At 68.4% G+C, this 14,416-nt stretch carries 16 protein-coding genes and 1 riboswitch; of the genes, 10 read left to right on the forward strand and 6 right to left on the reverse strand.

The annotated features are described in order from the left end of the window. Window positions 1–57: 57 nt before the first annotated feature. From ABZ552_RS00210 to thiC, 5 genes are all read left to right on the forward strand, one after another. The gene (locus ABZ552_RS00210; protein WP_281881184.1) at window positions 58–612 is read left to right on the forward strand and encodes a TetR/AcrR family transcriptional regulator; all 555 of its coding nucleotides are present in this window, start codon (window positions 58–60) and stop codon (window positions 610–612) included. A gap of 65 nt (window positions 613–677) precedes the next feature. Then, complete coding sequence (locus ABZ552_RS00215; protein ID WP_357434999.1) at window positions 678–1,874, forward strand: homogentisate 1,2-dioxygenase domain-containing protein; 1,197 nt, start codon at window positions 678–680, stop codon at window positions 1,872–1,874. Next, on the forward strand, window positions 1,871–3,076 hold the full coding sequence (gene fahA / locus ABZ552_RS00220; protein WP_281916406.1) for a fumarylacetoacetase: 1,206 nt from the start codon (window positions 1,871–1,873) through the stop codon (window positions 3,074–3,076). Before ABZ552_RS00215 ends, fahA begins: the two co-directional genes overlap by 4 nt. Window positions 3,077–3,169: 93 nt before the next feature. Continuing rightward, the gene (locus ABZ552_RS00225) at window positions 3,170–3,616 is read left to right on the forward strand and encodes a hypothetical protein (RefSeq protein WP_281916405.1); all 447 of its coding nucleotides are present in this window, start codon (window positions 3,170–3,172) and stop codon (window positions 3,614–3,616) included. 98 nt (window positions 3,617–3,714) lie between these two features. Further along, window positions 3,715–3,837, forward strand: a riboswitch (TPP riboswitch). After that, complete coding sequence (gene thiC, locus ABZ552_RS00230) at window positions 3,828–5,468, forward strand: phosphomethylpyrimidine synthase ThiC (RefSeq protein WP_281876036.1); 1,641 nt, start codon at window positions 3,828–3,830, stop codon at window positions 5,466–5,468. It overlaps the preceding riboswitch by 10 nt. Before the next feature lie 55 nt (window positions 5,469–5,523). Here the strand turns inward: thiC and ABZ552_RS00235 are convergent, their stop codons facing one another. From ABZ552_RS00235 to ABZ552_RS00245, 3 genes are all read right to left on the reverse strand, one after another. After that, a complete protein-coding gene (locus ABZ552_RS00235; RefSeq protein WP_357435002.1) occupies window positions 5,524–5,745 on the reverse strand; it encodes a hypothetical protein in 222 nt (73 codons plus the stop codon). A 28-nt stretch (window positions 5,746–5,773) separates the two neighbouring features. Continuing rightward, the gene (locus ABZ552_RS00240; RefSeq protein ID WP_357435004.1) at window positions 5,774–6,262 is read right to left on the reverse strand and encodes a DNA-directed RNA polymerase subunit beta; all 489 of its coding nucleotides are present in this window, start codon (window positions 6,260–6,262) and stop codon (window positions 5,774–5,776) included. 445 nt (window positions 6,263–6,707) lie between these two features. Beyond that, window positions 6,708–7,937 carry a helix-turn-helix transcriptional regulator gene (locus tag ABZ552_RS00245; protein WP_357435006.1) on the reverse strand — a complete coding sequence of 410 codons (1,230 nt, stop codon included), beginning with the start codon at window positions 7,935–7,937 and terminating at the stop codon, window positions 6,708–6,710. Window positions 7,938–8,161: 224 nt separating this feature from the next. Between ABZ552_RS00245 and ABZ552_RS00250 the strand changes: the two genes are divergently transcribed. After that, the gene (locus ABZ552_RS00250) at window positions 8,162–8,548 is read left to right on the forward strand and encodes a hypothetical protein (protein WP_357435008.1); all 387 of its coding nucleotides are present in this window, start codon (window positions 8,162–8,164) and stop codon (window positions 8,546–8,548) included. A 57-nt stretch (window positions 8,549–8,605) separates the two neighbouring features. On the opposite strand, the gene ABZ552_RS00255 is transcribed toward ABZ552_RS00250, so the two are convergent. Then, entirely contained in the window at window positions 8,606–9,163 is a 558-nt protein-coding gene (locus tag ABZ552_RS00255) for a TetR/AcrR family transcriptional regulator (protein ID WP_281916402.1), read from the reverse strand. A gap of 39 nt (window positions 9,164–9,202) precedes the next feature. Between ABZ552_RS00255 and ABZ552_RS00260 the strand changes: the two genes are divergently transcribed. From ABZ552_RS00260 to ABZ552_RS00270, 3 genes are all read left to right on the forward strand, one after another. Continuing rightward, window positions 9,203–10,447, forward strand: a complete 1,245-nt coding sequence (locus ABZ552_RS00260) for a KasA/KasB family beta-ketoacyl-ACP synthase (RefSeq protein ID WP_357435010.1) — start codon at window positions 9,203–9,205, stop codon at window positions 10,445–10,447. Window positions 10,448–10,581: 134 nt separating this feature from the next. Then, window positions 10,582–11,376, forward strand: coding sequence for a thioesterase family protein (locus ABZ552_RS00265; protein ID WP_357435012.1), 795 nt, complete (start codon window positions 10,582–10,584; stop codon window positions 11,374–11,376). Window positions 11,377–11,491: 115 nt separating this feature from the next. Continuing rightward, the gene (locus ABZ552_RS00270) at window positions 11,492–12,034 is read left to right on the forward strand and encodes a hypothetical protein (RefSeq protein WP_281876046.1); all 543 of its coding nucleotides are present in this window, start codon (window positions 11,492–11,494) and stop codon (window positions 12,032–12,034) included. Window positions 12,035–12,080: 46 nt separating this feature from the next. Here ABZ552_RS00270 and ABZ552_RS00275 read toward each other — a convergent pair whose 3' ends face one another. Beyond that, complete coding sequence (locus tag ABZ552_RS00275) at window positions 12,081–12,488, reverse strand: glyoxalase superfamily protein (protein ID WP_357435014.1); 408 nt, start codon at window positions 12,486–12,488, stop codon at window positions 12,081–12,083. A gap of 73 nt (window positions 12,489–12,561) precedes the next feature. Further along, on the reverse strand, window positions 12,562–13,206 hold the full coding sequence (locus ABZ552_RS00280) for a TetR/AcrR family transcriptional regulator (protein WP_281916396.1): 645 nt from the start codon (window positions 13,204–13,206) through the stop codon (window positions 12,562–12,564). A gap of 85 nt (window positions 13,207–13,291) precedes the next feature. On the opposite strand from ABZ552_RS00280, the gene ABZ552_RS00285 reads away from it, so the two are divergent. Then, entirely contained in the window at window positions 13,292–14,374 is a 1,083-nt protein-coding gene (locus ABZ552_RS00285) for an epoxide hydrolase family protein (protein ID WP_281916395.1), read from the forward strand. Window positions 14,375–14,416 lie beyond the last annotated feature (42 nt).

The raw sequence follows: 14,416 nt of genomic DNA on the forward strand, positions 1-14,416 counted from the left end.
GACGCGGGACAACGGCAGCGGGCGCAGCATCTCGGCCCGGAGCGCCGCCGCCCGCAGGTGCTCGACGCCGCGCTCGCCATCGCCGTGGAGCACGGCATCGCCGCGGTCACCATGGCCGCGATCGCGGAGCGGATGAACGTGACCAGGCCGGTGGTCTACGCCTGCTTCGCCGATCGGGTCGAGCTGATCGAGGCGCTGATCCAGCGCGAGGAAGGCTACCTGGTCAGCGGCGTGCTGGAGGTGGTGACGCCGCGGGACGTGGACGCGGACGAGACCGTGTTCGTCGAGGGATTCCGCGCGCTGCTGACGAAGGCCGCGAGCAGGCCCGACGCCTGGCGGCTGGTCTACGGGAACCCCGACCCCGCCGTGGCGAAGTCGTTCGGGCGCGGCCGCGCGCTCGTGGTCGAGCGCTGTGCCAAGCTCCTACGCCCGACGTTGCGCGCCTGGGGCACCGCCGACGCCGAGCGCAAGCTGCCGGTGCTGGTGGAGCAGTGGGTGTCCGCGGGCGAGGGCGCCGTGCGCGCGCTGCTCGCGGACCAGGACGGCTGGACACCGGCGGATCTCGGCGCGTTCGTCGGGGCCGCGGTCTACCGCGCCCTGCGAAACGCCTGATAGACGATCCGGCCGCACTACGATGGTGATCAACTATCCGACCACGGGCTGGCGGAGGAACGGTCATGGCGTTCTATCGGCAAGTGGGTGCGGTACCGCCGAAGCGGCACACCCAGCATCGTGACGAGCAAGGCCGGCTCTACTACGAGGAGCTGATGGGCGAGGAGGGCTTCTCCGGCGACTCCTCGCTGCTCTATCACCGCGGCCTGCCGCCCGCGCTGGTCGATTCGACGGTCTGGGAGTTGCCCGACCAGCGGACCACGCCGAATCATCCACTGCGCCACCGCCATCTGCGGCTGCACGCCCTGTTCCCCGGCGACACCCCGGCCGAGACCGATCCGGTCACCGGGCGGCGCCTGCTGCTCGGCAACGCGGATGTGCGCATCTCCTACGTCGTCGCCAAGGGCGGCTCGCCGTTGTACCGCAACGCGATCGGCGACGAACTGGTGTACGTGGAGTCCGGCGCGGCGGTGGTGGAGACCGTGTTCGGCGCGCTGCCCGCGCGTCAGGGTGATCAGGTCCTCATTCCGCGTGCGACCACGCACCGCTGGCGGCCCACCGGACCGGATGCCCTGCGCGCGTATGTGATCGAGGCGACCGGGCACATCACGCCGCCGAAGCGCTACCTGTCGAAGTTCGGCCAGCTGCTCGAGCACGCCCCGTATTGCGAGCGCGACCTGCACGGACCGACCGAGCCGCTCACCGCGACCGGCGCCGACGTGGAGGTGCTGGTCAAGCACCGGCCCGGCGGACAGGTCGTCGGCACCCGGATGGTCTATGCCGGCCATCCGTTCGACGTGGTCGGCTGGGACGGCTGCCTGTACCCGTTGACCTTCAATATCGCCGACTTCGAGCCGATCACCGGCCGCATCCATCAGCCGCCGCCCGTCCATCAGGCATTCGAGGGCGGCAACTTCGTCGTCTGCAATTTCGTGCCGCGCAAGGTGGACTATCACCCGCTGTCGATCCCCGTGCCGTACTACCACTCCAACGTCGACTCCGACGAAGTGATGTTCTATTGCGGCGGGAACTACGAGGCGCGCAAGGGCTCCGGGATCGCCCAGGGTTCGGTGTCGGTGCATCCCGGCGGCTACGCGCACGGCCCGCAACCCGGCGCCTACGAGAACAGCATCGGCATCGAGTACTTCGATGAGCTGGCCGTCATGGTGGACACCTTCCGCCCGCTGGAACTCGGCGAGGGTGCGCTGGCCTGCGAAGACACCACCTACGCGTGGACCTGGTCCGGGCGGGGCCCCGAGTGAGGACGAGAGTCGAGGTATCCCCGGAGTCCCTGTTCGGTCCGGACAACCTGCCGTACGGCGTGTTCGCGCCGACCGGCGGCAGTCCCCGGGTCGGCGTGCGGCTCGGCGAACACGTCATCGATGTGGCTGCGCTCCTGGATGATCCGCTGTTCGCCCAACCGAGCCTGAACGCCTTCCTCGCGCAGGGTCCCGCACGCTGGCGCGCGGTGCGCGACCGAATCCGAGAGGCGGTCGAGGGGGAGGTGGACAGCGCCGCGGTACACCCCCTGTCCGACGTGGCACTGCGGCTGCCGGTGCGGATCGGCGACTACGTGGACTTCTACGCGAGCATCGATCACGCGACGAATCTCGGCCGCCTGTTCCGGCCGGATGGTGACCCGCTGCTGCCGAACTGGCGGCACCTGCCGGTGGGCTATCACGGGCGGGCGGGGACCGTGGTGGTGTCCGGCACCGACGTGGCGCGGCCGTGCGGGCAGCGCCGATCGGAATCCGGCGCGCCGGATTTCGGCCCGTCGCGGCGGCTGGACATCGAGGCGGAGCTCGGCTTCGTGATCGGCGTCGGCTCGCGGCTCGGCGCGCCGGTCGGCATCGACGAGTTCGCCGACCGGGTGTTCGGCGTCGCGCTGGTCAACGATTGGTCCGCCCGCGACATCCAGGCGTGGGAGTACCAGCCGCTCGGCCCGTTCCTCGGCAAGTCGTTCGCGACCTCCATGTCGCCGTGGATCACCCCGCTGGCCGCGCTCGAGTCCGCGCGGGTACCGCTGCCCGAGCAGTCGCCCGCGCCGCTGCCCTACCTGCGCGGGACGGAGCATTGGGGCCTGGACATCGAACTGACCGTGGCGTGGAACGGACAGCCGGTCGCGTACCCGCCCTACCGCCGGATGTACTGGTCACCGGCGCAGATGCTCGCCCATCTCACCTCGAACGGCGCCGCCACGCGACCCGGGGATCTGTACGCCTCAGGCACCGTCTCCGGCCCCGAACCGGACCAGCGCGGCTCCTTCATAGAGTTGTCCTGGGGCGGCAGCGAGCCCGTCCTGGTGAACGACCGGAAACGTACCTTCCTGGAGGACGGCGACGAAGTGACGATCACGGCCTCGGCTCCCGGGCCGGGTCCGGCCCGGATCGGATTGGGCGAGGTCACCGGGCGCATCGTTCCGGCACACTCGCCCGGTCGCGGCGCCCAGGAGCAACGACGATAGCCGCGCCGCAGCAGCAACCGGCTGGCGCTTGAGCGCGCCGGCATCCGGGTACGCCGCCGCTACGGCCCCATCCGCCTGACAAGGAGCGAGGTCATGACCGATCGCCCGCACGCAGCGCACCGCCGCCCCGATGGCGTCGACGATGTCACCGTGGCCGCCACCGGCAAACTCTCCGAAGCCCTGGAGACCATCGAACGCGCACGCGGCCATCTGTACGCCTTCCACCAGCTGACCGGCGGGGCCGATCTGGCGCTCGACGAGGCCGTGGAGCTGTTCCGCGAGGCCGGGCACGCGCACATCGCCGAGCGGATCTCCACCGAGTTGATCGGCCGCAACGTCCTGGCCGGGCGTTGGACATTCCAGGTCGTCGAGGAATACGACGACGGCTACTACGGCCTGTTCCGCGACGTCGAGCGGGCCGCCCGGGAGGAACTGCTCGGCGGACGCCGCCACCTCTACGAAGCCGAGATGAAAGAAGCCCGCCGTACTCATGGCGCACCGGGCCATTCGGCCACGCCGGAGACAGCGGAAGACTCCTGACCGGACAAGCGCCGATGCCGCTGCCTGGCCATTCGCTCCCGCTGCGCGAATCACCGGGCGCGGGTCCGGGACGGCCGGGTATGGTCGGGCGGGAAAATTCCACAACCAACGGGGGCTCGCACCAGCGGGCTGAGAGGACGGCTAGCCGCAAGGCGTCAGGGCCGTCGACCGTATGAACCTGACCGGGTAATGCCGGCGTAGGGAGGAAAGAATGGCACCCGACGGCGTCTCCGCACCTGTCGACAGCGTCACCACCGGCCCCATCGAGGGCAGCGTCAAGCACTATCTCGAGGTCGAGGACCTGCGCATTCCGGTGCGCCGGATCAATCTGACCAACGGGGAGCATTTCGACGTCTACGACACGTCCGGCCCGTACACCGACGAGACGGCGACGATCGATCTCGAAGGCGGTCTACCGAAGCTGCGCGACACCTGGACCAGACCGGAGGGGAAGGGCCCGCGCACCCAGCTCGCCTGGGCCCGTGAAGGCATCGTCACGCCCGAGATGCGGTTCATCGCCGCGCGCGAAGGCGTCTCGCCGGAATCGGTGCGCGAGGAGGTGGCCGCGGGGCGCGCGGTCATCCCGGCCAACCACAAGCATCCGGAGCTCGAGCCGACCATCATCGGCAAGAAATTCCTGGTCAAGATCAACGCGAACATCGGGAACTCGGCCGTCTCCTCCTCGATCGCCGAAGAGGTGGAGAAGATGGTGTGGGCCACCCGCTGGGGCGCGGACACCATCATGGACCTGTCCACCGGCAAGAACATCCACGAGACCCGCGAGTGGATTCTGCGCAACTCCCCCGTCCCCGTCGGCACCGTGCCGATCTACCAGGCGCTGGAGAAGGTGAACGGCGACCCCACCGCGCTCACCTGGGAGATCTACCGCGACACCGTGATCGAGCAGTGCGAGCAGGGCGTGGACTACATGACCGTGCACGCGGGCGTGCTGCTGCGCTATGTCCCGCTGACCGCCAAGCGGGTGACCGGCATCGTCTCGCGCGGCGGGTCGATCATGGCCGCTTGGTGCCTGGCGCACCACCGGGAATCGTTCCTCTACACGCACTTCGAGGAACTCTGCGAGATCCTGGCGCGCTACGACGTCACCTTCTCCCTGGGCGACGGCCTGCGTCCCGGCTCCATCGCCGACGCCAACGACGAGGCGCAGTTCGCCGAGCTGCGCACCCTCGGCGAGCTGACCAAGATCGCGAAATCGCATGGCGTGCAGGTCATGATCGAAGGTCCCGGCCACGTGCCGATGCACAAGATCGTGGAGAACGTGCGGCTCGAGGAGGAGCTGTGCGAGGAGGCGCCGTTCTACACTCTCGGCCCGCTCGCCACCGACATCGCGCCCGCCTACGACCACATCACCTCCGCGATCGGCGCCGCCATCATCGCGCAGGCGGGCACCGCCATGCTGTGTTACGTCACGCCGAAGGAACACCTCGGCCTGCCCAACCGCGACGACGTGAAAGTCGGCGTGATCACCTACAAGATCGCCGCGCACGCCGCCGACCTCGCCAAGGGCCATCCGCACGCGCAACAGCGGGACGACGCGCTGTCGAAAGCCCGTTTCGAGTTCCGCTGGCGTGACCAGTTCGCATTGTCGCTGGACCCGGACACCGCGCGCGAATACCACGACGAGACGCTGCCCGCCGAGCCCGCCAAGACCGCGCACTTCTGCTCCATGTGCGGACCCAAGTTCTGCTCGATGCGGATCTCGGCGGACGTGCGCGAGTACGCGGAGCGTCAGGGTCTGAACGAAGTCGAGGCGCTGGAGGCGGGCATGGCGGAGAAGTCCGCCGAGTTCGCCAGTCGCGGCAACGCCGTCTATCTGCCCGTCGTCTCGTAACGACCACCCGCCGCCCGCCACCGGGGCGGGCGGCGGGACGCCGGATCAACATTGGTCAGCGTTCGAGGTAGAGCCGTTCGCAGGGCAAGCGTGGGAGCCCGGTCGTGTCGCCGGGCAGCAGAGTCGCCGCGCCGGGGCGGTGGTGGGCGTTCCATTCCCGCACGAACACCAGGGCGGCGGTCAGGCAGGCGGCGAAGTCCATCCGCTGATCGTGCAGGTACACCGACAGGTGGACGTCGGGTTCCTCCGGGTGTGGAGACCCTCCCGGGCCGGTCACGGCACCACCCGCCACACCGCGTGCCGGCTCATCGACCCGCCCGAACCGCTCGCGCGAGCAGGCACGCGCGCACCGCATCGACCACCACCCGGCCCGAAGGCCGGTAGGTGTCCCGCGGCGCTTCCATCCATGCCCGGTATCCGTTGGTGCTGTCGGCCGGGGACGGAAGCGCGATCAACGCGCCGTCGCGGATCACCTTCACTCGGTCGCGGAACAACCCCGCGAACGTGTGCGGGTCGTCGGGCAGATCAGGGCGGACAAGGAACGTCCAGGTCCGCGAGGACGGGTGCGAGATGATCGGGCCGAGACTGTTGCCACCGCTGCGCAACCGCTCCGCCACCGCGTGGCCCAGCGGTTCGGGCACCGACACACCCCACACCATCGACCCCGCCCGCACCACGATGCGGTCGAGGGCTTCCGGTTCCACCTCGGCCGGGAGCTGGCACACCAGTTTGTAGAACGCGCATCGCCCGTGCGGGGTCGCCAGATCGAAACCCTCCGCGCCTGCCGCGCTCACCTCCGCACCCCCGTGTCGAGGTGGTCGCCGAACGATGAGCGCGCGGACGTGGGACACCGCGCCTCGATGGTGGCTTGATCACTCGCCGCCTCCGCACCCGCGACGGATGCGCACCGCAACCCGATCGCCGACGCGCCGGGCGGTTCCGCAGGTGAGCCGTGTAGCGGCATGGACTGGTCTCTCAGATACGCCGCCATCCGTTCCAGCTCGGCCACTCCCGCCGAATACAATCCCCGCTCGCTGCTCGCATCCATACCCCTGCGCCTCCCTGCGATTCGAATGGAAGGCACCCGACGCCGAGGGCATCGACACCAGCCAGCGGCCATAGCTGTGCTGGCGCGGCCGAGATGAGGAATCGACCGGCTCACCCCGGCGTCGGGGCCGGGGACGACGTTATGAGCAGGGGCACAACGGATTTGCCCTCAAAGGACAAACACGAGTTCGATCATTCATTCGGTCCCGGTTCGGGAGCAATGCCCAACCGCCAGGCCAGGCCGCGTAACTCCCGGCCGCCCGCATCTCGACGCGCAGCCCGTAACTGGTTCGCCACAGCCTCACGAACGAAGAAATCACTTCGAACCCTCTGTGGGGCCAGCTTTTCCGCCTTCAACAACAGCGCTAATCCACGGTCGCGATACTTCCGTTCGATCAATAGCGCCCGGCCCGCCTCTGCGTAGTAGTTGGCCTGCCGTACCGAGCTCGGGATCGCATGAACCGGGACATCGACAGCGCTGTCAACCGCCCGTGCCCCGTCGCCGAGCTCCAGCCCGATCGAGGAACGCCAGATATCGACATTGACTCTGCCGAAAAAGAACCCGCCAAAGCCGCCTACCGGCTGGTCCATACGCTTCGCCACTGCTGCGGCTTCGTCCAGATGTGTTTTGGCGGTCTCTCGATCCGCTTGTACGGCAGCAGCAAGCGCCGCATTAAGATGCAGCATCCCGTATACCTGCACAACCTCTGAATCGTCCAGATGCTTCAGCAGTCGATCCGCCATATCCACCGATCGGTCGTACTGCTGGGTGCGGGACACCTCCCCGGCGACGCTGCCGCGCAGCCACACTCCGAACCCTATCCAGGCCGGTGATTCGAGTTCTTCCGCGCACTGGCGCACCGCTTTGGCAGCCAGCAACGGCAGCCCGCGCCCGGCGAGTCGTTTCGTCGCCCACGCCATCGCGTCGTAGCAGGTGATCAGTCCGACCAGGATCTGCTGCCGAAGTTCGGGATGACGGACGTAGGCCGCGTGCAATTCGGCAAGAAGTCTCGGCGTCAGATTGCCCTGCGCCGCGTAGTCTGCTGCCTGTCGGTGCTCGAACACGCGCTGGAGGTCGGCAGCGACTTCCGGCCACGGCCGTACCGGCACCCCGGAGTCCTCGCCGAGTTCACATACCTCTAATGCGTTCTCGAACGCGACCAGAGTCGCGTGAGATTCCGACGAGGGTCCGTCTGTCATCTCCCATGGTCGGCCGTTGAATTCCGAAGGTGCCACGCGCAGTGCCCGCGCCAGCGCCTCGAGGGTGTGACGGTTGGTCAGCGCCTGTTCTCCGCGTTCCAGGCGACCGAGGTATCCAAAGCTGAGACCAGCCAGGCCCGCCACGACCTGGAGGCTTAACCCGCGCCACGCGCGGATCTCCCGCAGCCTGCGCCCGACTTCGTTCGGTGGAATGTCGTTCATGGCGTACTCCTCCGCCGATGGCTACCACTTGCGACGGTACCTGTTGATCCCCATCGTGCAGGCGGAGGAACGCGCCAGAAATCAATTGGCGGGGCCTGACTCCCGCGATGGGGGCGATCTTTGGACCGCTGTAGCGGGTTTTCGGAAGCGCTGGGTTACGCCGAGCGTGATGATCGCAGGACATCGATCCGAGGAGAATCATGCGACGACATGTGGGGCGGGCCTTGCTGGCCGCCGCGGGGCTGCTCAATACCGCGCCTGCGATCGGCGCGGTCGCGCCACAGGGAATGTACGCGGCCTACGGCATAGCTGCGGCAGACCGCGATCTCGAGGTGGTGCTGCGGCATCGGGCCGTGCTGTTCGCGGTCGTCGGTATCGGTTTGCTGCTGGCGATCCTTCGTCCCGCGCTGCGCCCGATCGCGGTGTGCGCCAATGTGATCAGCTTCGGCGGCTTTCTCGTCCTGGTGATCGCCGGAGGGCCGGTCGGCCCTGGATTGATGCGCGTCGCTGCATTCGACGTCGTGGGACTGGTTGCACTCGGCGTCGGAGTCGCGTGCCTGCGGGATGAGCGCCCTGTCGAGCGAGGCGCATGCCGACCCGCTGCCGCTTGACATGGGAGATGCGCCACCATCACACCCCGGTGTTCCCCAGGGGACTTGGAAACACGGTCAGCGCACCGTCTGCTCGATCAGGCGGCGGGCCGCGCGATCGGTCCGCTCGACGTCGCCGGTGATCAACCGGTCTTGCAGGATGCCGCGCAGGCCCGAGATGAGAAGAGTGGCAACGACTTCCGGGTCATCGATGGTTCGGAGGTTGCGCAGCCCGTCGGCCAGCGCCGACACGAAGACGGCGATGGCCGAGGTGGCGTAGTCACTGTATGGACTCCGTGGCGCGCAGGCCGCGCCGAGGACTTGGAGCATCACCCGGACGCTCGTGCGGCCGTCGCCCGAGGCGTTGGCGGTCCAGAAGCTCCACAGCCGGTCGCGCAGTTCGGACGCGTCATCGATGTCGGCGAATACGGCCGCGATATCGGGGCGCTGCGTCGCCAGCGCTTGGACGAGCAGTTCCTCTTTGGTCGAGAAGTAGTAGATCAGCATGCGCGAGCTGGTGCCGAGCTCGGCGGCCAGCGGGCGCAGCGACAGGTCCGCGAGGCCGTGCTCGGCGATGTAGCGCACGACGGCGGCGAGCAGTTCGGCGCGTTTGGCGTGGTCGAGGGGGCGGGCCATGAGTTTACTGTAGCGATTGGTACAGGTATTCATGACATCGTGACTGTAACAATCGCTCCAGAAACTCGGGATTCGGTCGTGGTCACCGGATACGCGGCGACCACGTCGCTGGCCGACGACATGGACACCACCTGGTCCCGATTGCTGGCGGGGCACAGCGGCATCGGCGCGCTCTCCGACGATTTCGTGGCCGAGTACGACCTGCCGGTCCGCATCGGCGGCAAGCTGAAGTCACAGCCGAGCGCCGAGCTGACCCGGGTCGAACAGCGCAGGCACTCCTACGTCGAGCAGATGGCGCTGGTGCTCGGCCGCCGGGTCTGGCGTTCGGCGGGCGCGCCCGAGGTGGACGGCGACCGGCTGGCGGTGGCCATCGGCACCGGGCTGGGCGGCGGTGACGCGCTGATCGAGGCGGTCGACGCGATGCGCGCCGGCGGCTACCGCAAGGTGTCGCCGATGTCGGTGCCGATGGTGATGCCGAACGGTCCCGCCGCCACCGTGGGACTCGAAATCGGGGCTAGAGCAGGCGTTTTCGCGCCGGTATCGGCGTGCTCCTCGGGTTCGGAGGCGATCGCGCACGCCTGGCGGCTGATCACCACCGGCGAAGCGGACGTGGTGGTGGCCGGTGGCGTCGAGGGACACATCGACGCCGTGCCCATCGCGAGCTTCGCCATGATGCGCGCCATGAGCACCCGCAACGACGACCCGGAACGCGCGTCGCGCCCGTTCGACCGGGACCGCGACGGGTTCGTCTTCGGCGAGGCGGGCGCGCTGCTGGTGCTGGAATCCGAGCGGCACGCACGCGGGCGGGGCGCCACCGTGCACGGGCGGGTGCTCGGCGCGGGGATCACCTCCGACGCGTACCACATCGTCGCCTCCGAACCGGAAGGGATCGGGGCGGCCCGCGCGATGCGCAAGGCCATCGAGACCGCGGGTCTGCGGGCTTCCGATATCCAGCATGTGAACGCGCACGCCACGTCGACGTCCATCGGCGACGCCTCGGAGGCCAACGCGATCGCCTCCGTCGTGCCCGACGCATCGGTCTACGCGCCGAAATCCGCGCTGGGGCATTCGATCGGGGCGGTCGGCGCGCTGGAATCGCTGGTCACCATGCTCACCCTGCGCGATCAGGTTGTCCCGCCCACCCTGAATCTGGACAACCCTGATCCCTCGATCGACCTGGACATCGTCGCCGGCGCGCCGCGTACTCAGCGCATCGACTTCGCGCTGAACAATTCGTTCGGCTTCGGCGGGCACAACGTCGCGCTGGCGTTCGGCCGGGTCTGACGGCGGAGGACCGCACCGGCCGAGCTAACGTCGTGGGACATCCGACCACTCGGCCTGAGGGACATCGACGTGAGCGAGCGAGACAACCGAGGACACCGCGTGCGGTCGCGCACGAGGGTGGGCAGGGAACAGTCGTGAGTGACGCCTTCTATCTCCCCGACCCCGCCCAGCCGGATCGCTTTCTTTCCACCGAGCTGACCCGCGGCCCATGGTCGCCGGACGCCCAGCACGCGGGTCCGCCCTCGGCGCTGCTCGGGCACGTGATCGAGCGGTGCGAGCCGCGTCCTGGGTTCCAGGTCGGCCGGGTGGCGGTCGAGATTCTCGGTCCGGTGCCGCTGGCGCCGCTGACGGCGGCGGCGCGCGTCGTCCGTCCCGGACGCAGCGTCGAGCTCATCGAGGCGACGCTGTCCACCGAGCGCGGGCCGGTGATGCGGGCGAACGCCTGGCGGTTCAAGCTGTCCGAGCCGGAATTGCCGCTGCCGGAACGCTTCTTGCCGACCGGCACCCGCCCCGGTCCGGAGCAGGTGGAGGCCCCCGAGCCGTTCCCGTCCACCCAGCCGATCGGCTTCCACACCGCCATCGATTACCGCTTCGTCAGCGGGTCCTTCGCCGAACCCGGCCCGGCGATCTGCTGGATCCGGATCAAGCACCCGATCGTCGCGGGCACCGAACCGAGCCCGCTGGAGCGCACCCTCGCGGCCGCGGATTCCGGCAACGGCGTCAGCGCGATCCTGGACTGGTCGAAGTACCTGTTCATCAACACCGACCTGACGGTCACCCTGCACCGCCAGCCCGCGGGCGAATGGGTCTGCCTCGACGCCGTCACCTACCCCCAACCCCATGGCATAGGTATGGCCGAATCGGCGCTCTACGACGAAAAGGGCCCCCTGGGCCGCAGCACGCAAACCCTCTTCCTCGGCACCCGATAACCGAGGCAGACCCACTCGGCGTTCGTCGCCGACGCGCTCACGGACGGGTGGAGATCGACTGACCGCTCCAGTCGTCCACAGATCGGCCCGCTGAGTGCATGGCAGTGTGGGCACCATGTCACGTCGACTGCGAAACATCCGCAAGCGCTTTGCGATTCGGCCGTGTGGGGCGGCAACCGTTGCTCTGCTCGCCCTCGCCCTCGTAACGTCCGGCTGCAACGAACCGGGTGCGGTGGACATGAAAGTCGGCGAGTGCGGCTTTTTCACGCCGGGCCAAGCGAACCGTGCGTGGGAGGTACAGCGGCGCAGTTGCACCGACCCCGAGGCTGCGCTGGTCGTCGTGCGAGGTGCCTCGACGGTTGATTGTGCTGACCTTTCGTTCAGCTGGTCCGGCCGGGGGAGCCAGAAGCTCAACGTCTGCACCCACTTGAATGCCCAGGTCGGGGACTGCTTCAACAACCCGAAGAACCAGTATTCGCACCTCGTCCGTTTGCGGAAAGTGCCGTGCTCGACGCCCGAGGCGTACCAGGTGAATACCCGCGTCGAGGGCGACGATTACGGCGTCTGCAAAGCTACGAACAGCAAATACGGCCAGACCGCCGACATCGTGCACAAGCAGCCGCCGGTGTCGTTCTGCCTGCATCGCGTCGGATCCTGACGACGCTGCCTGCGCAGCGGCTCATGTCCGGTGGCGCGCACCTCGCTCAAGGACGGGTCGAGATCTGCTGGACGCCCCAGCCGTTGCCGTCGGGGTCGGTGAAGAAGAAGAAACCGACGTTGTCCAGGGGGTCGGGCATGGGGGTCGGGTTTTCGCCGAGGACCTGGATTTCGGTGACTTCGACGCCGCGGGAGGTCAGTTCCTCATGGGCCTTGCGCAGATCGTTGACCACGAGTTGCAGGCCCTGCTGGGAGCCGGGGGTCATGTCGGGTATCGCGCCCTCGCCGATCACGATCGAGCAGCCGGAGCCCGGCGGAGTGAGTTGCACGATGCGGACGTTGTCGTCGATCTTGGTGTCGTGGTCTACGGCGAAGCCCAGCTTCTCGGCGTAGAACCGCTTCGCGCGGTCGATATCCGACACGGGCACGATCACGACCTCGAGCGTCCAGTTCACGGTGCTTCCTTTCGACAGTCTGCGGTGTTCGTACCAGTGCGGACCGGTTACGGCCGGGAAATTCATCGGCGCCCTAGCGCCGCACCCAGCGCCAGGCGAACTCGTCCGGCGCGGGCGGAGGTCCCGGGAGTTCACCGTCCGCGCTCATTCCGGCCAGCAGCATGGCGAGTACCCGGCGGCGCAGCTGGGCGGTGCGCTCCGGGCTGGGCAGCGTGATGGCCGCGCAGGATTCCAAGATCAGGCCGAGGTCCTGCGGTGTGACGTCCGGGCGCAGCTTGCCGGAGGCGTGCGCGCGGCGCACGATCTCCGCGGTCGCTTCGCCGGAGCGGGTGACGTCGGGCAGCATCGATTCGTCAGGGGTGAAGGTGCCGGCGAGATGCACGGTGAGCGAGTGCACGTCGGCGTCGACCACACGCTCCAGGAAGCCGACCAGGGCGCGCCAGCCGTCCGGGTCCTCCAGCGCCGCTTCGGCTTCCGCGTTGTACCGGCGCAGACCGTCGTGACAGAGCGTGCGTAGCAGCACTTCCTTGCTGGGATAGCGCCGGTAGAGCGCGCTGATCCCGACGCCGGCGCGTTCGGCGACGGCGGAGATCGGGGCCGTGGCGTCGGCGAGGAACACCGCGCGGGCCGCCTCCAGGATCAAGCCGTCGTTGCGGGCGGCCTGCGCCTTGCGGCCGGGCAGGCCCTTCTGAACTGGGGCATCGGATGTCTTCGGCATGCTCCGAGGATAGCACTTGAACGGAATGATCCGTTCTGTTACTGTTCAAACAGAACAGAGCATTCCGTTTCAAAGGAGCGAGCACATGACCGCCATCACCCCCTTCCGCATCGACATCGACCAGGCCGACCTGGACGACCTGCGTGATCGCCTGGCCCGCACCCGCTGGGCGGAGCAGATCCCCGGCTCGGGCGACACCTACGGGGTGAGCGTCGATCGGGTGCGCCACCTGGTCGGCTACTGGCGCGACGGGTTCGACTGGCGCGCGGTCGAGCGGGCACTGAACGCGTACCCGCAGTTCACCACCGAGATCGACGGCCAGAACATCCACTTCCTGCACGTGAAATCCGCTCGGGACAACGCGTTCCCGCTGATCCTCACGCACGGCTGGCCGGGCACTTTCGTCGAATTCGTCGGCGTCATCGAGCCGCTCACCGCGGCCGGGTTCGATCTGGTGATCCCCTCCGTGCCCGGGTACGGGTTCTCCGGCCCCACCACCGAGGCGGGCTGGAACGACGCGCGGATCGCCCGCGCCTGGGCGGAGCTGATGCGGCGGCTCGGCTACACCCGCTACGGGGCGGTGGGCAACGACGGAGGGGCGCAGATCTCGCCGGAACTCGGGCGCGTGGCGCCGGAGCAGGTGGTCGGCGTGCACGTGACGCAGGTGTACTCCTTCCCCTCCGGCGATCCGGCGGAGCTGGCCGACCTCGACGAGGACGAGCAGCGGTCGCTGGCCACCCTGGACTGGTTCGTGAAGAACAAGATGGGCTTCAACGTGCTGCAATCGCAGCAGCCGCAGACGCTGGCGCACGCGATCACCGATTCGCCCGCCGGGCTGGTCGGCTGGAACGGCCAGCTGCTGGGTCCGGATCTGGACGACGACTTCGTGCTGACCAACATCGCGATCCACTGGCTCACCGGCACCGCGGGTTCGGCGATCCGGCACTACTTCGAGAAGGACAAGGCCGAGCACCCTGCCACGCCGTCCACGGTTCCGCTCGCGCTGTGCGGCTCCACCGGCGATTTCCACGGCATCCGCCGCTTCGCCGAGCGCGACCACAACATCGTGTCGTGGCGCACGCACGACGTGTTCACCCACTACCTGCACCACGTGGCGCCCGCGCTCATGGCGGAGGAGATCACGAAGTTCTTCGACCCGCTGCGCTGAGACAGTCTCTTATGGCATCGAGACTCACGGCCATGGTTCGTC

This window comes from Nocardia sp. NPDC019219, assembly GCF_040632645.1.
GTDB classification, from domain to species: Bacteria; Actinomycetota; Actinomycetes; order Mycobacteriales; family Mycobacteriaceae; genus Nocardia; species Nocardia sputorum.